The organism is Teredinibacter haidensis (assembly GCF_014211975.1).
In the GTDB taxonomy this organism is placed as follows: Bacteria; Pseudomonadota; Gammaproteobacteria; order Pseudomonadales; family Cellvibrionaceae; genus Teredinibacter; species Teredinibacter haidensis.
On the sequence record NZ_CP060084.1, the window covers coordinates 2,085,472 to 2,102,743 of the forward strand.

Genomic DNA, 17,272 nt, shown 5'->3' on the forward strand with positions numbered 1-17,272 from the left:
AGCGGGTGAAAACGATTACATAGAGCCCATGCTCAGCCCGATAAAGCGCTGGAGACTAGCGCCCCAGGCAAATAGCCTAGTGACATAGATCGCCGCCAAACTGAGGCGGTTCCGCTTCCTCTGCCCCTTTCGCGCCAACAAAGCCAAAAGACACCGACTGGCCGGAAGGAATCTGTGCGTTGTAACTCAGCCCACTTACCTCGTAGGGGTTGTCGCCACTAACGCTGGCAGACCAAGCGCTACTTATTTGCTGCTCTCCTGCAAACGTCAGGCTCAGCTGCCATCCATCAATGGTTGATTCGCTATTATTTGTAATCACTACTTGCGCACTAAACCCCCCATTCCACTGCGAAAGAAGGTTGTACTCACATGACACCTCCGGGGCTTGCGGTGCAACCGTAATATTAAACGTTTGATGGCTGGCCCAGGGGTAATCGATACCACGGAAAATAACCACATAATCGCCAGGCTCATCATAGGTATGGCTGACAACCAACTCATCCTGCAAAATCTCAGAGCCATCGCCAAAATCCCATTCCGTGTCAGAAACACTCGCTTCAACCTCACCTTCCGCATAAAGCGTCATGCCCTCCACATAATAGGACAACACCTCAACGCTGGGCTCATAGTATTCACTGCTGGAGCTAGACGAGCTAGACGAACTTTGTTGTGTTTCCCCTGTCGAGCTGCGAGCGGTCCACTGGATGGTTTTTGTGGCTGAATATTCGCCGTCGGTAATGATCAAAGTAATATCGTAAATACCGGGATCCACATAATCGACTTCGGCTTGCTCGAAACTAATATCGGGCTCACTATCGCTTACCGTCAGAGGGTGATCCAAGGTATCGGGAAAGACTTCACCGTTACCGAAATCCCACGTATGCATCAACGTGTTGTTATTGGCGTCAGTGCTGGTGCTGTAACAAATCGTTTTAACGTAAACACTGGGAGCCGTGTCGGTTCCACTTTCAAGCTCATCCTCTTCGCAATAGAAATCGGCAACAGGCGCTTCATTCTCAGGGCCAACCGTAATATTGAAAGATTGAATATTTGCCCACGGATAATCGACACCACTAAACGTTATTGAATACTCTCCCGGCTCTTGGTATGTATGCGTAACAGACAACACACCTTGCAAGGTATCTGATCCGTCACCAAATTCCCAAAACGTCGTAGGATTATCATCAAACGACGTTACCTGAGCATCCGCATGAAGGGTCATTCCGTCGATATAATAAGTAACGTACACCCATGGGCTGTAGTATTCATAATTGTAGCTAGAGGAAGAGCTCTGCTGAGACGAAGAACTCTGCTGAGACGAAGAGGACTCATCTGGACCTATACCCTGCCCGCAGACTGGCTCAACAAATGCCCCCGAAAATGTACCCTGCACACCAAACGTTACGGTCTCACCGCTACCGAGGTAGCCATTCCAATAATTATTACTGGCGGCTAAATATTCGCCTTCATGTTCAAGAACAACACCCCAAGCCTGATCGACGGTGTAGCTTTCATTTAAACTAATTTGGGTGTTCCACTGCTGGGTTTCTATCGTACTGATATTGGTTATTTCAACAGCCAGCTGATAGGCGTTACCCCAAGTTTGTACGGACGTTACTTCACAAGCAAGTGAAACCGCCGACGAAGACGATGCAGAGTATGAGCCCGGCGTGCTTGATGACTGCCCACTGCTGCTTGCACTGCTGCCACTTGCTGAAAGTTCGGTTTCTTGCGCATAGATATTTATTCCGCCAAACAACAGCATCGCCAGTAGCGTATACCTTGTTAACGTTTTTATTTGATTATTCATGACGATTCCTTGTTTATTGTTTCTGAAATAACTGTCTGTACTGCGACCACTCATCTGAGACTAGCAAGTTGAAGTAGTAAATACTATAAACAAGAAGAGACGACGACTATAAACAAAATGAATAGACACAAACAAAATAAGGGCAGCGCTTTACTGCAGAGGATAAGCAGGTAAAAATCATTTCAACTTAAAATCAACTGAACAACTTGCCAGAAGTTTATTTTGTTGGCGCAAAAAATTGATTGCGTTTTTTAACGATCCTCCACGTCAGCCCCGCTACATGCACCTCCCACGGTAAGCGCAACGTCACCTTCCCACACCAACCCAGCATTTACGCTTTTTTAGCGGGCCAGTTCGACATCAACACGAGAAATACACCTTAAAATACAGAGGTAAATCGCCATAACAACCCCCTAAAAACAGACTAAACCGGCAGTTTAAACGCCCCCCTGTGCCGCGGTAACGTGTAAAACCTTCTGGCGCACAAAATCAAAAATAAAAAATGATTTTTGACGCCGCACTGGCAACGCATAGCGCTCACCGGATTGCAATGCATAACCAATCCACAACCATAATATAAATGTTCGATTATTCGTGACACTAAAGTGTACAAAAAACTGAAAACAATTTAGATTATGATGCTTGCAAAGAAGAGATCTTTAGGTTTATTTCTTTTCTCGCAAAAAAATCACGTGCGGCGTTGTCGATCTCTGCAGTGAAACGTGTCAAACAATCATAACGATAAGTAGAGCCACACGGTTCACATGGGTAAACGAAGGCCTGCACACCAAAAGTTTCTCGACCAACGTCGAGATTTAGTTAACAACTATTTTCAGAGAACAATAAAAATAAAACTTTTTTTAATACCGTGCAGAAGCTCTGCATTTCCCCCCACACGCCTGTTTCAACTCGCTACATCTATTTCAAGGAAAGTACGATGAAAAAAACTCGAAAATTACTCAAACACACGCTAATTACCGGCTCGCGTATCGCTCTCTTAGGGCTCGGATTTTTAACCTCAATCGCACAAGCAGACGACACTGACTACTGCCATGTCGATTACGACATTATTAACGAATGGGGTACCGGCTTTCAGGTGGACGTAACCCTCACCAACAAAACACTAGAGCCCATCTCTGGTTATGAGCTTGTATGGAGCATGTCTGAATCGTTCGATTCCGGGTGGAACGCAAGCTACTCCAGTGAAGGAACAACCTTTACCGCTTCTAACGATGCCACTCAGTGGAACGGCACCATTGCAGCCGACTATGGACAAGTTAGTTTCGGCTTCAATGCCACATACGGCAGCTCTCCCGCGACGGTTATTTCCGGGTTTGTGCTAAATGGCAATATCTGTAGTTCCGGTGACACCGTTTCGTCATCGTCCAGCTCCAGCGATTCAAGCTCGTCTAGCAGCTCAACGTCTAGCAGCTCTAGCTCCACCAGCTCAACGTCCAGCAGCACAAGCTCAACTACGGGTGAAGGCGACTGTGCAGATGTAAACGAATATCCAAACTGGACAGCAAAAGACTGGGAAGGCGGAGTGTCTAACCACGCGGATACTGGCGATCAAATGGTTTACCTTGGCAACCTCTATCGGGCCAACTGGTACACCAATTCTGTACCCGGTAGCGATGCCTCCTGGACCCTGCTCGGCAGCTGCGATGAATCGACCACAAGCTCAAGCACCAGCTCCACGAGTTCAACTACCACAAGCTCAAGTACCAGCTCTACAAGTTCAAGCACCAGCTCCATGAGTTCAAGTTCTGGCTCGACCAGCTCAACTGCTAGCTCGACCAGCTCCAGCGGCTCAACGAGTTCAACCCCGCAGGCAGGCACACTTACCGCCGGGGACTACGATGATGTCTTGAATCCTCACCTCTACTCCAGCTATGTGAGCGATTACTTACAAAGCCACGCCGGAACAACGCTGCCCTTCCTGAATATGAACGAAGCGCTTACCGTTACCGTTCTTGATAGCGACGGCACACCGTTCCCACACGCCAAGCTAGTCGTCAACGAAAGCGATACCGCTCTCCTTACCCACTACACCGCAGCCAACGGACAAACCATACTTTATCCGTCGATCGATGGCTTGCCAGATGTTTTTGATATAACCGCTTCAAACGCCAGTGATGACGTACTGATCTCTCAGACAGTTGATCTAAGCGCTCTCGGTGATGACCGATCCCTAGAATTTACGCTGCCATTATTATCGCCAGGGCCAGTTGATAAATTGGATCTATTACTTGTAATTGATACGACCGGAAGCATGAGTGACGAGTTAAATTACCTTCAGGCTGAATTAACAAGCATTCTATCGGCAATAAGCGAAGACAACCCCGCCGTAAACATTAGAGTGGGTTTAATCGTGTATCGCGACACAGGTGATTCGTACGTAACGCGAGAATTCCCACTAACAGACGACATCGCAACAATACAAGACGATTTGAATGCGCAGATTGCCAGCGGCGGCGGAAACTACCCCGAAGCAATGGACGAAGCGCTCGAACTGGCAATGCAAGCTGAGTGGCGTTCCGATGCCGTCAAAGCACTGCTTTTAGTCGCCGATGCGCCTCCACACGATGAAAACATCATGGCCACGTGGAACTCCGTGTTGACCGCCCGCGAAAATCAAATCCATATCGCCCCCGTCGCCGCCAGCGGTGTCGGAGATGTCGCGGAGTTTTTAATGCGCAGTGCCGCAGCAGTCACCCAGAGCCGCTACCTGTTCCTGACCGACGACTCAGGTGTAGGCGGTTCGCATCAAGAACCCAGTGTTGACTGCTATATCGTTACACGGTTAGACAACTTGGTTCGCAGGGTCGTTTCCAGCCTGCTTATAGGCGAGCGGGTAGAACCCAGTGAAGAAGAGATTATAAGAACCGTCGGCAATTACAATGCCGGTGTCTGCGAGCCTATCGTAGAACCCACGGCTGAGCCCACAACCGAACCCACAGCTGAACCCACAACCGAACCCACAGCTGAACCCACAACCGAACCCACAGCTGAGCCCACAACCGAACCCACAGCTGAGCCAAGCGCTGAACCTGTGGAACTGTAAATTTAAACACCGAAGCTTGCGAGCAAATGTGAATGTATCTGCAGACACTCTCGCTGAGTAACAAAAAAAGGGCTCCTCACTGGAGCCCTTTTTCTTTATTGGCCGCTAAACACCACGGCCTATTTAATTACAATTCTTCAAGCTCCTGTTTTTGTTTGCCAAGCTATACCGATATATTTATACCGTTGGGCTTTTTCGTCTGCGCCTTAGGCAATAGAGCGTGGTCAGTAAAAACACACCAAACAAATTAACGCTACCGCCACCACCGCTCTTTTTCCTTTCGATGCCTGGCTCGGGCTCTTCCGGTTCTGGCTCTTCCGGTTCTGGCTCTTGCGGTTCTGGCTCTTCCGGTTCTGGTTCTTCAGGCTCGGCAGGCAGGGTAACCGTAATACTTTGTTGGCTGGAGGAGCCTTCAGGATGCGCTGCGTTGCTGATGGTGATGGTAACGGTATAGGTTCCTGCGGTGTTATAGGTATGAGTACCGCTAGCCAGTGCGCTGGTATCACCGTCGCCGAAGTCGATCAATAGGGTAGAGTCTGCCGGATAGGTACTGGCCGCAGTATCAAAACTGAGTATATTGTCATTAAGCGAAACGGATAGCTGCGGGTTTGTCGCTACGCTGGTATCTGCAGAAAGTGTAATGGCTGTTTGCCATTGCGCAAGGGTGTCGCCAGCATCGCTGTTAACTTTCAGCGAAACCAGATAGTCTCCAGCGCTAGTGTATTCGTGTACCGGGTTTTGTTCCGCACTGGTATTGCCATCGCCAAAATCCCAGACCCACGCGGGCGAAGCACCTGCCTGGGTACCGTTACTGATGCTGAGTGTTTTTTCGCTAAGAGTGTAGGAAATATCTGCATTCGCGGGCACCACCCACTTAACACGGTAATCTTCTACCTCTCCAGAATCATAGCCAGACGACAAATAATTATGGCAAGGTGAAAGCGTGTAACTGAAAACGAATTCATATTGCTGCAGCAGCCGCATGTTCGAAAAATAAGAGCCCGGCGTTGTATCGGTTAGTGGTGCGTTAAAAAAACCTTCGATATATCCACGCCCGCTTTCATAGTCCAGAAAATCCAGTCGGTTCAGCAGCCGTTCCGGTGATGCTTCATCCTGTGTTTCACTGCCAAACCAGTAGTCGCGGTTGGCATCCAACCACAAATAATAACGTTCGGCCGCTGTTTCTGCCTCATAAGCCGCTTCGATATAGTAGTGGTTGTTTTCGGGTTTTATCAAAATCGGATTATCGGGGTTAATCAAACCGCCTTCGTTACCCGTTTCAAAGCGCTGACCATTAATTTCGACAACGCGCACCGATTCAAACATCGTATCGCCTTGCGCTTCGCAATACGCACTGGTGTCTGCGGCCTCCAGCACCACCTCCAGGGTAGATAATTCGCTTGCCCATACCCAATCGAGTTCACCACTACCCGTACGCTGGCGATAGCGGAAAGTGAGGTTAACGGTGTATTCGCCGGGGGCGTTGTAGGTGTGCAATATTTTTTGGGATGTGTAATTGGGCTGCGATTCACTTTGTTCGCCATCGCCAAACTGCCAGAGTATTTCCCACTGGCCCGAGTGCTTGTCTTTGGGCGTACGGCCCAGACTAAAACCAAACTCAACACTGTAGGTATTCTCGTGCCGACGCAGAACTTTAGCCTTAAAGGAAGGGGCCGAAACACTTTCTCTCACGGTTACCGCAGAGCTATCGGTGATACCTTGCGGGTTGTCGGGGTTGCTAATGGTGAGTGTTACGATGTAGCTGCCCAGCTCAGCATAAGTGTGTGCTGGCATTTCTTCGTTGCTGGTGCTGCCATCGCCAAAATCCCACAAGAATGTCGAGTTTTCAGGGTAAATACTTTGATTATTTGAAAAGGTAATCGTGTGGTCGTTTGCCTGATGGTAAAATCTCGGCTCGGTATGTGTGCTGTATGCAACGGTTTTCGTTTGGTTGTAGAGCGGCTCTCCCTTGGCATCTTTTACCGTCAGGTTTACCTCATAGTTACCGCTCAGGTTAAAACTATGGCTAGGCTCGGGATCACTGCTGGTAGTACCGTCGCCAAAATCCCAGTGATAACTGGCAATGCGCGTGTCGTTGGTGGTGGAAGAAAACACCACCTGATTGAGCTGTAACTGGTGCAGCCAGTCAAACTGATTGGCTACCGCACTGTTCCAGATAAGGCTAAAGTCGGCGACCGCAGTCTCTTCCACCTCGCCACAGGGCGAATCTGGCAACCCATCGGCACTGCTAACAACACGCAGACGGTAGGTTTCACCTGCCCTGCCAATAAAATCCGTATTTTTCTGACTTTGCCATTCCGTGCCGACCAGGCTAAGACGTTCTTCGTCGGTGAAGACACCATCACTATTGCTGTCGAGCCATACGCCGACCACGCGGCTCGTTTCCGCGGTTTGCGTTACCGGCCCCAGCAACAGGGTGTAACTAAGCGGCTGATCGGCGGGGATCAATACCGGGTGTTGGGTATTGTCACTGTAGATTCCCGGCTCGGTTTCAATCAGTAAACCGTTAATCCCGAGCATGCGAATGGTGAAGAGTTCATCCACCTCACCGCCTACGTGGCAGTAGTCATCCGCCACCGATAGGGTTTCGAGAAAATTATCCGATTCGCCATTGGGTGATGTAACCGTAAGGGTAACGGTGTACTCACCGCTTTCACTATACGTGTGCGCTGCATTGAATGTGGTCGCGCTGGCACTGCCGTCGCCAAAATTCCATTCTGTGCTCCAACCGCCATCGAGCTGAGCCTCTGTGAGCGCTACGCCCTCTGCACGCGAAAAATTTGTGAAGTTAACCGTTAGAAATTTTTTCTCGGAGCTAAACTCGCTTTCTACACCCTGATCGAGATGCAATATAAGCCCAACCACGGCAAACGCTTTGCGTATGTGATTGGCTAATTCCGCTTCACTCCAGTATTGGCCCGTACTTGTTTTCACACCGTCGCTTTGTAAACGCATCGCAACCGCCGAAGCCTGTCTCATAACGCAATCAGCGGCATCCATAAAGATACTGTTCGCCAACCAACAAGCCTGGTTGGCATTGGCAAAGGCATAAAAAGCATATTGAATGTTCCAGGGCGCACCCGGCTCCATGCCATTAGTGGCGAGCGTAAAAAAAGCTTTGTTAAAAATACCAGAGCCGTAATGGCCATCTAGCCCTGCGTTGTACTGACTAATGTGATCAACAGATTTTCCATCCCGTGTGGGCGTCTGCATATAGCGCACGGCACCCTCTTTTGGCCAGCTATCTGCACCGACCAGCCAGTCGGTACTGCCGGTAAGAAAATATTCGGCCGCTTCGCCAGCCATATCGGAAAAGGCCTCGTTAATGGCGATAGCCTCGCCTGTTCTCATATACTTTTGTCCACCATCAGCACCGTGGCCAGCGGTAAAGCCGTGCGCAATTTCGTGGGCTATGGTATTGAGAGAAACCAGCGGATAAAATTCTCCTCCACCGTCTCCAAAATACACGGTGCCGCCCTCGTAAAATGCATTATCGAACGATTTTCCGTAATGCACGTATTGCACAATGGGGTTATCGAAGAAAGGTTTTTGCCCTAGGTATTGCTCAAACATACGCGAGCTAACTTGCCCCCTATAGTGCGCATCGTTGAGAGGGGATTTCGCCGTATTAATGCTTTTGTAGTTATTAATAGACGATATTGTACAGTCGTAAACAAACGGCGAAGCCATAAGGCCACCCACATCTGACTCGTGTTCTGCGCTGCGCGTTTCTACATTTTGTGCATCGAAATAGCACAATGCGCCTTCATCAGACACAACGCGGTCGACAATAAAGGTCGCGGGTGGGCTTAAATTAGCATCTTCCGGCTGGTAATCATTCGCTGGCGCTCTGGCATTACCTGAAGGCCCGCCGCCGCCAATGGATAGGTGCTGGAGCATATCGTGTTGTGCCAGAACCGTTTGGGTGTTTACATCGAGAATAATACGTACCGATTGCGGATCATTGTTCCGGGATAAAATATCGGAAAATATTTCCAACGCAAGCGCGTAGTGGGCACGCTGATTCTCGTCCAGAAAAATAACCGGCGTCACGCTAGACCGAATAATAACGCGCGCCGTAGCTTGCGCGGCTTGAAACCCGCTCAAATAGGCATTTAGCCGAGCTTGCTGTTCCGCTTCTGTCAGCAACGTTAACGTACCCAACTCGTCTTCAAGTTTAGTCGGTAGGTACCCATAACTTTGCACCGGCTGATGCTCCCCCTCCATCAAAATCACCGGCGACATATCCAGCACCGGTACCGATTGATAGCGCACCGAAAAACGAAGCGCCCGGTAGCGCCCAACCGCTTTTTCACTTTCTAACACCAGGCGAGTGTTATCGCCAAGCTCGAGAACTCGCTCTAGCGAACGCAGTAACTCTGTATTTTGCAGTGTGTTCGCTAAGGTGATTGACTGGCTAAAAGGCTCATCATTCAAATTTTTATGAAAGGGAGTATTGTTAAATAATGGGGTAAGATCAGCAGCATAAGTGAAGCTAGAACACAACAACAGAAAACAGACAGCGAGGGTACTCCGAAACATAGATCATCCTTAAACGAGCTTACTCAAAACAGAAAAAGTGGGAATTTAATGCGGTTTAGCTTAAAGCGGCGGGCATTGTAACCGCTCAGCATATGCAATAGTTAAGACGTTATTGTTACAAAACTGTAGCACTGTGAATAATCGAGTACAAATGCAGCTTAAACGCCTAGCGCGAGCCACGTGAATATTAACAAGATAATCACCCATTCATCGAATGGCCTTTTAAAGACTACCCGCGTAAAAATAGCTAAAACGCTACACAGCCCAGGTAAATCACTTTAAACAACAACATTTGCGCAGGCGAGCTGCTTTGAGGCTGCTCAGTTTAGGATCAGCCACAGACTCTTTTGCCGCAGCTACGAAGATCCGCCCCCACTAGCGCGGCACCTTCCGCTGTAACAGCCATAAACCAGAGCAATATCACATATAGATAAGGCAGATCGCCGTAAAATACGCTGTGGGTTTCATTGTAACCTACAAGAAGGCCACTATTCAGCGTGGCAACGTCTAAATCATACAACCCTACCCCGAGCGCATTCCCTCGCCGGAGCGTAGGAATACGTTACAGAAAATAAAATTAGCGAACCGAGGGAAATCCAAAATAAGGTATAGCTCCGCTATGAATAATAATGTACGTACAACTAAAACGGACCCCTCTACGCAGCAATTGGCGTTAGCTCTCAAGCAAAATGAACATACCCTTGTGGTTATGATGCCCGATGAATTTCTTGAATATGTAATTCTTCAAAAAAAACGTACAGGGCAAACCATTGAACAAATCACCGAGTGGATGAATAGCCTTATCATTGATTCAACCGAAATCAGCCAAAGCGCAAAGCAAGATTGGCTACGACAAAAAGAAAGAATAAAAAATGCAGGTTCTTTTTTACCCGTCTTGTCCGATACCAAAACACTCGTAGTTCTAGCGACGGAAATGTACAAAGGCGGGCACATTCTTTCTAAATATCGCGTCAATACACATGCGGGTCGTGCATACGTAGTTTTAAAGGGCTATCCAGGGTTGAGATCGCAACTTAACAGCACACGCTATCTTGCTAACAATCCAAAAGTCGTCAGCATGGGGATTGGTAAACTGGGTGTAGCGAAAGCGATCAAAGGCGGCATCGTTATCTCCATCATATTTTCCGTGGCTTTTCATGCTCTCGAGCAACTGGTGAATGACCGCGCAACATGGCACGATTTCGTTGCAGGGGTTAGTATAGACGTTGCCTCAGCAGTCGCTGGTGCCTCTATCGCCTGGGGCGTTGTATCAACAATTGTCGGGGCAACTGCAATGGCGGCCATTGGCCCAATCGCTCTGGTTGTCGTGGTCGGCGCAGGCATAACGCTCGCTTTAAACGCAGTGAACTCACACTTTGGACTGACGGAAAAACTCGCAACAATGCTAAAACAAGCCGAATCCAGAATGGTTTCCAATATACAGAAAATACGTAACGAAGTTTACAGAGGCCTCAGCTATGCCGAAGAAGACCCAATAGGTTTTATGCATGCGCTTTTCGGCGTGCCCTATTTCAGACAATAGATATGGAAGGCGAAGTGCAATCGACCGCTGTAGGCTTTAAAGCGCAATTAATGCTAATTTTTTATAGTTTGGCCCTGAGCGCAACGGTATTTATTATTGTGGTATTGCCAGGTAGTAGCCTGCTAGAAAATATTGCCCGGCTTAACAGCAGCAATATTTATGTGGCCGCTTCCAGCTGGGATATTCCCGCCTTTATAAGCTTGCCTTGTTTTCTCGCCTTAATTTACGCACTGCTGTTACGGCTAACCCAAAAAGCAACCGAGATACGGATACAGCGCTGCGTAAAAGTAGCGACCATTTTTGCACTCGCCGCTATTGTTTTTCGTATCCCCTATGGCTTTGCCATTTCACATTATATGGAGGCCAAAGGGTACTCTTCCTGTGTTTCCTATACGTCGCCAGCGTTAATGAGCCCAGCCGTTTGGGTACGCTACCCCACCTACTGTATTGAAAATACAGGAAGCGTGAGACGCTCCTTGCTTGAATGGATTGATTCATCCGTAGAAGCGGGAAAGAGCATCAGCCCAGAAGACCTAAAGAGAAAAGCTGAGCAATTACTGGAAGAATACGACAGAAAAGAACGGGAGACATTTCCGGGGGTATACCGATAGTAGCCACCCCTTCCTGGAGGCAAATGAGCCGTCCGTACAGGGGGTTGACCCAATTCCAAAAAACGTCTGGCGTTATTGCCGGGAATCGAAATATTGTCTAGCCTTTTGTACATCGTTGTAATTGTCCACCGTCCATTTATAAATCGCTTTAAAAGACGGCAGTAACGAAACGCCAAGATCACTCATTGAATACTCGACAGATATTGGTGAAGTGTCCTTCACGTCTCGTAGTACAAGCCCGTTACGCTCGAGCTTACGCAGCGTTTGTGTCAAGGATTTCTGAGAGACGCCCTCTAAACGTCTCTTAATATCATTAAAGCGTCTAGGTTGCTCCTCTAGAACTGACATGATCATCATTGACCATTTGTCGGCAATCTCCGAGAACAATACACGACAGGGGCAATTGACAGAAAAATGTTGGCTCGCTTTCACAGTGGTTACCTAAAGGATACTTAGTGAATTAAAAGTGCTTTATTGACACTAGGTATATAGATGATACCTTACGTTCCGTTTCATCCCCAATACGAAAGGTAAATAAATGTCAGCTAACGTAAACACAAGCCAGTCAGACACCAAGCAATCGTTAGATACGAGCGTCTTGTTCCAGCCGGTAAAAATTAAATCGCTAGAGCTAAAAAACCGTATTGTTATGGCGCCAATGACCCGCAATATGGCACCAGATGGCATACCAAACCAATCGAATGCGGACTACTATCGGCGGCGCGCCGAAGGTGGCGTTGGGCTCATTTTGTCCGAGGGTACGGTTATTGACCGCCCAGGTTCACGCAATGAACCCGCCATTCCGTTCCTTTTCGGTGAATCTGCACTGTCTGGCTGGAAGGGTGTCGTTGACGAGGTCCATACTGCGGGCGGCCACATGGGGCCGCAAATCTGGCATGTAGGCTCGGTACCGGGTATGAGTGAATGGAAACCCGATGTCGACGTTGAAAGCCCTTCTGGGCTCATAGGTCCTGACACCCCTAGGGGCGTTGCCATGAGCGAGTCCGATATCGCTGATGCGATAACGGCTTACGCGCAGGCTGCCGTCAATGCAAAAAGCGTGGGTTTTGACCTTTTGGAATTACACGCTGCTCACGGATACCTGATCGATCAATTCTTTTGGCAAGCGACCAATATACGCGCGGATTCCTGGTCTGGTAACAGCCTGCCAGAACGTTCTCGCTTTGCCATCGAAGTGATTAAAGCCGTACGAAAAGCCGTAGGGCCTGACTTTCCAATCTTTTTGCGCTTAAGCCAGTGGAAGCAACAGGATTACACCGCCAAGCTAGCGTCAACACCCCAAGAGATGGAGGCCTGGCTTAGCCCGATGGCGGAAGCTGGCGTAGATGTATTTCACTGCTCACAACGGCGTTTTTGGGAGCCAGAGTTTGCGGATATCGATGGCGCTCAAGGGTTAAATTTTGCAGGGTGGGCGAAAAAGTTAACGGGTAAAACAACCGTGAGTGTGGGTTCGGTAGGTTTGAGTGGTGAGTTCTTGGCAGCCTTTGGTGGTGAAAGCTCAGAAAGCCGGGGCTTAGAGAACTTAGTTCAGCGTTTAGAGCGCGAAGAGTTTGATCTGATTGCCGTTGGACGTGCCTTATTGAGCGACCCTCTATGGGTAGAGAAAGTGAGGCGTGGAGACAACGATAAGCTGATGGGTTTTGATCCATCTGATTTGGGAAAACTTATTTAAGCGTGAGCCGGTGAGCAGGCATTAAGCCCTGCATTTTACCTTGGCCGCTAGTGGACTATATCAAGCCGCTTGAAGCTCGCACAGATACTATGGAAGCCGTGGTCAGGCTATTTTACATGTCGAGGAATGTAAGGCGCTGTGAACCCTAGCGGTCAGCGCCTTAGTACTTCTTGCCGATGCGGTTTTACAGAGCCGATAGAATCAAACCAAACAGATCGCGTTTTCTTTTCACCGTAGAGGGCATGCTTGGGGGCTGTATCGGATGGTGGTGTAGGCCTTAGACAAAAGTTAGATATCTTTTGCGGCTTAGGTCTTTATCGAATGCCTGCTATCGCGCGACAGCAAGCATTCAAGCGAAAGGCCAAGACCAAAAGCTAAACTTGTGCATAAACTCAGGATACGTCGTAGCACCGCTCATGATGGGCTAAAACGTTACGTCCACATTTTTATGCCGACCTCGATTGAAAATATCCAAGCGAAAAAATACTATTCGCAATTGTCCTTTCTATAAACGTTATTGAGTACGTCTGGCGCCCCCATACAAGTCAGATCCAACTCTGAGATGATCGGTTCAGATGAATAAAAATATCTAACGGTTTTCTCCTCTGTTCTGACGCTTTCTGTATTTTCAAAACGCAACCGCGGAACAAAGAAAAGAAAATCTTCAGGTTTGTTTCGTGAATAAACGGACACAAACAATTCTTGCTTTATGTGAGTCTCTATTTCTGTCTTTAAAGCACCTGAAACTTCCATACCGCCCATTACTGAAACAAATTTTTCGCTTAACAGCTCTTCCACAAATAGAGCCATAACTGCGTCATTCCATTGATACCGTTTGCTTTGTACTTTTTGTTCTAATGTAGACAATATACCTTCCCACACGAAAGTAACTTCGCTCTCCATTACATGCTGTTCCGCTTGAGGCCACAAGAAATATATTTGAAAAAGTGAAGACAAATCTACATTATCCGACTCAGCCAGAGAATCAAAACGCTTTGTCCCCGGCAGCGTAAATTCAATAGAAAAGTTTCCTTTTATAGAGCTATTGTCAGTCAGCGCCTTGGGGTCAAACATGACATTTTCGATAGTCGCATTAGCAACTAGATTAACCGTCTGTTTTTCTTCCGGTGAATCTTCATTTGAAACTGAACAGTCAAACAGTGTAATCGGCGAAGAATCAACTTCCAATGTGAGACCCTCACACTGAAGAACAATTTTCCCTTCAGGTATATCAGTAAGATACCGCCTTTCGAACGTTACTATTGGCGGTAGAACGCTAATTTCTTTGTACTCGTAGAAACCAATATTTTTTGCCTGCTCAAATAATTCGGTTGCATCCACATCTAACGAAAAACGACTTGAAAAAACTAATTGATCTTCCGACACCCAATCAGTAACGCTTAAATTAAGGAATATTTCAAGAACATCACCTATTAAATCTCGTCTCTGCACAGAAGCAACTCCAGGATTAGATTCTAGATCAAGATTTTTGGGGAAAAAAGTAAGTGGTTCTGAATAATCGTTAATCTTAAAAACATAAAATTTATCCGTTACATTTACGTCAAACTGATCGCTAACATCCAAAAGAACGGCCTTATTTGTGTCATCTTCTACCGTGTAGCTTATTGAAGATATAAACACGCTGTCGGGTAAAAAAACGCCCAACTGGCCAATATAGCTATTGGCTTCAGGCGTCGTGAATAAAGCTGTATTCACCTCGCCACTCGAGCATGGAAACTCTATAGCCTGGTCTTCATTCTTTCCTTTTTCTGGCTGCCAAAAACAGTTCAAGTCCGTAGAGCTACTAATACCTTCAACCGACAATTCAAATGTTAGCTCGCTACTAGATATATCTAATGTTTCAATTTTTGAATGTGATATTGTCACCAAATATTGCGTTGTCGAGCCATCACCGATTCGGTCACCACTATCGCGCCGATCCGATTCCATTTCATCTCCGGAACCTCCGCATGCCGCTAGAAACACACAGAATGTTAGCACTAACACTCTGAAACCATCTTTTATCGCTTTAATACGGTAATAGCTTTTAAACATAACTCTATCCCCCCTGATATATGTATATTATATTCGCGAAAGATTAACACACCCGCCCAGATTTTTACGTTTGGCAAGTCTTATTCAGCGCCATTTAATTTTTTCAAACCTAAGCCCTTTTTTACGCCAAAAAAACCTTTTACGTCTCGCTTGAAAAATATACATTCCCCTAGTTTATCGGCCATAAAGCGCTTTGTTGCGCCAGCCGACATTCATCTAGCAATAAAACAAGAAGGAAATTCCGAGTTAACCTCCCTGCTTGCAGAAAAGTTTATTTTCGCTGGCCGCAATTTACCCATGTAACCAGTAGTTGAGCGAACATCTGTGAATTTTATATGGCTAACTTATGAACGTTGTTTACCGTAATATTTCCAAATTGGCGCTAACCATAAACTAATAATCCAGATATCTTATTGCGGCTTAGGTCTTTATCAAATGCCTGCTATCGTGTGACAGCAGGCATTCAAACGAAAGACCAAGAACAAAAGCTAAACTTGTGCATAAACTCAGAATACATTGTAACCCCGCCTACGATGGGCTAAAACGTTACACCCACAAGGTTATCTAAGCGAAACATTAACCCCCAACCGAAAAAATTATTTGCAACGCCGATAACAATTTCATTGCTACCTTTTACCAGCGGCAATTCAAAGCTGGCGTTTTCTGCCGACACTCGGCCTTCTGGTTTTTTCATTATCGGTTGCCCGTAAAGGTTTTTATCCACGAAGGCGTATTTTCCGTTAGCAAACACCCAAACCTCATCACTAAAGCCAATGGCCACGCGCTTGCGTTGATCGTAATCCGAGTTGATCGTTGTTTTTAACCAAATCACATGCCGACCATCGAGCAAATTGTAGTATCTGGAAAGGTTAACCAAGCCCTTCTGTTCTGCTTGTAGTGCCTTCCACGTTGCGGTCGCAACCGGTATATCGCCAGGCCGTAAATCTATGCCTTCGGCAAGCGGAGAAACCGAACTTGCTTTCCATGCACGCAAGTAGCGTGGGTCGGAACGAGTGTTAACGTCGCTAGCGTTAGCGGTTAAGCCCGCGACCGCATTCCTATCGACTCGCAGATTCGCAAATATGGCATTACCGTAAAACGAGATGGTGCCGCTACTCGACTCCCCCTCCAAATGAGTAACCTCGAGGCTTGGCTGCTCATCAGCATTAACAAAAACGAGTAAGCGCTTGCCCGATACCACCAACTTCACATGGTTCCAGGTATTACCAACAATCAAGGCAGGCGCCTGGTGCTCTGCGTAAAGATTCCAAAGATTCACCCCTTTTATTACCGGTGCATACTGAATCGCGGTTGGCGACTTTAAATCGTGCGGTTCAAAGGTGCGTAAATAAAACGTTTCGCTATCGCCCTGCTTTGATTTCCTAAAATCGATTCCGGTGAAATCACCATTAACCGGCTTAACATCAAATTCAATTGTGCCATTAGCAAAATCCATTGCCTTCAACTCTGCACGGCTGCTTCTGGTATCCAGACGAATCGCAGCAACGCCCTTATGCGTTATAAAACTTACCTCACCCTCGACAGACCAAAACGCCTCCTCCATAGGAACAACGGCATCTGGCTGGCTCAAACTTAGGGAGCTTGCCGCCAACATCGTAAGACAGAGGAACAACGTCCTCGCGTAGCAGTAAATTTTCATAATAGATATTCTCCGGCATGAGTTAGTATAACGCCACAAACTGTACGGTTAAGGCCCATAAATAGCCAGAGTTATCACCCAAGGTAAATGAATAACAAACCGCCCCGCCATTCTTTAAATAAAGCCCGCGACCGCAAGTAACCAAATATTAGAAGAGCCCTATCAATGCAGCCAGAGCTATTGATTTTAATGTGTGCTTTCACGGTAAAAGGGGATATTTAAGTGAACGGTAAATATTGGGGGCTGACGTTTTCTGTGCGTTATGAAACGCAG

9 protein-coding genes and 1 pseudogene are annotated in these 17,272 nt (G+C 47.3%); 4 read left to right on the plus strand and 6 right to left on the minus strand.

The genetic code is table 11. The features are described 5' to 3' along the window. Positions 1–76 precede the first annotated feature (76 nt). The gene (locus H5715_RS08320; RefSeq protein ID WP_075185146.1) at positions 77–1,810 is read right to left on the minus strand and encodes a cellulose binding domain-containing protein; all 1,734 of its coding nucleotides are present in this window, start codon (positions 1,808–1,810) and stop codon (positions 77–79) included. Positions 1,811–2,747: 937 nt separating this feature from the next. On the opposite strand from H5715_RS08320, the pseudogene H5715_RS08325 reads away from it, so the two are divergent. Continuing rightward, positions 2,748–4,460 (plus strand): annotated as a pseudogene (locus tag H5715_RS08325) (cellulose-binding domain-containing protein); the annotation flags it as partial. A gap of 245 nt (positions 4,461–4,705) precedes the next feature. On the opposite strand, the gene H5715_RS20525 reads toward H5715_RS08325, so the two are convergent. Then, positions 4,706–4,840, minus strand: a complete 135-nt coding sequence (locus H5715_RS20525; protein WP_425507036.1) for a glycine zipper domain-containing protein — start codon at positions 4,838–4,840, stop codon at positions 4,706–4,708. Between the two features lie 211 nt (positions 4,841–5,051). After that, on the minus strand, positions 5,052–9,437 hold the full coding sequence (locus tag H5715_RS20395; RefSeq protein WP_075185145.1) for a PKD domain-containing protein: 4,386 nt from the start codon (positions 9,435–9,437) through the stop codon (positions 5,052–5,054). 619 nt (positions 9,438–10,056) lie between these two features. Here H5715_RS20395 and H5715_RS08335 point away from each other — a divergent pair. Next, positions 10,057–10,980: a hypothetical protein gene (locus tag H5715_RS08335; RefSeq protein ID WP_075185143.1), complete on the plus strand. Its 924-nt coding sequence runs from the start codon at positions 10,057–10,059 to the stop codon at positions 10,978–10,980. 2 nt (positions 10,981–10,982) lie between these two features. Continuing rightward, positions 10,983–11,591 carry a DNA-binding domain-containing protein gene (locus H5715_RS08340; RefSeq protein WP_075185142.1) on the plus strand — a complete coding sequence of 203 codons (609 nt, stop codon included), beginning with the start codon at positions 10,983–10,985 and terminating at the stop codon, positions 11,589–11,591. A gap of 72 nt (positions 11,592–11,663) precedes the next feature. Here H5715_RS08340 and H5715_RS08345 read toward each other — a convergent pair whose 3' ends face one another. Then, on the minus strand, positions 11,664–12,023 hold the full coding sequence (locus H5715_RS08345) for a winged helix-turn-helix transcriptional regulator (RefSeq protein ID WP_075185141.1): 360 nt from the start codon (positions 12,021–12,023) through the stop codon (positions 11,664–11,666). Between the two features lie 106 nt (positions 12,024–12,129). Here H5715_RS08345 and H5715_RS08350 point away from each other — a divergent pair, with 106 nt between their 5' ends. Then, positions 12,130–13,284, plus strand: coding sequence for an NADH:flavin oxidoreductase (locus H5715_RS08350; protein WP_075185140.1), 1,155 nt, complete (start codon positions 12,130–12,132; stop codon positions 13,282–13,284). A 486-nt stretch (positions 13,285–13,770) separates the two neighbouring features. On the opposite strand, the gene H5715_RS08355 is transcribed toward H5715_RS08350, so the two are convergent. Together H5715_RS08355 and H5715_RS08360 are read right to left on the minus strand one after the other, a co-directional pair. Then, positions 13,771–15,339, minus strand: a complete 1,569-nt coding sequence (locus H5715_RS08355) for a hypothetical protein (protein WP_075185139.1) — start codon at positions 15,337–15,339, stop codon at positions 13,771–13,773. 538 nt (positions 15,340–15,877) lie between these two features. Next, the gene (locus tag H5715_RS08360) at positions 15,878–16,999 is read right to left on the minus strand and encodes a LamG domain-containing protein (protein ID WP_139309755.1); all 1,122 of its coding nucleotides are present in this window, start codon (positions 16,997–16,999) and stop codon (positions 15,878–15,880) included. Positions 17,000–17,272 lie beyond the last annotated feature (273 nt).

Bases quoted from the DNA above. Each gene is read 5' to 3' on its own strand.
- H5715_RS08320 (WP_075185146.1), bottom strand. From the start codon at position 1,810: ATGAATAATCAAATAAAAACGTTAACAAGGTATACGCTACTGGCGATG.
- H5715_RS20395 (WP_075185145.1), bottom strand. From the start codon at position 9,437: ATGTTTCGGAGTACCCTCGCTGTCTGTTTTCTGTTGTTGTGTTCTAGC.
- H5715_RS08335 (WP_075185143.1), top strand. From the start codon at position 10,057: ATGAATAATAATGTACGTACAACTAAAACGGACCCCTCTACGCAGCAA.
- H5715_RS08340 (WP_075185142.1), top strand. From the start codon at position 10,983: ATGGAAGGCGAAGTGCAATCGACCGCTGTAGGCTTTAAAGCGCAATTA.
- H5715_RS08350 (WP_075185140.1), top strand. From the start codon at position 12,130: ATGTCAGCTAACGTAAACACAAGCCAGTCAGACACCAAGCAATCGTTA.
- H5715_RS08355 (WP_075185139.1), bottom strand. From the start codon at position 15,339: ATGTTTAAAAGCTATTACCGTATTAAAGCGATAAAAGATGGTTTCAGA.
- H5715_RS08360 (WP_139309755.1), bottom strand. From the start codon at position 16,999: ATGAAAATTTACTGCTACGCGAGGACGTTGTTCCTCTGTCTTACGATG.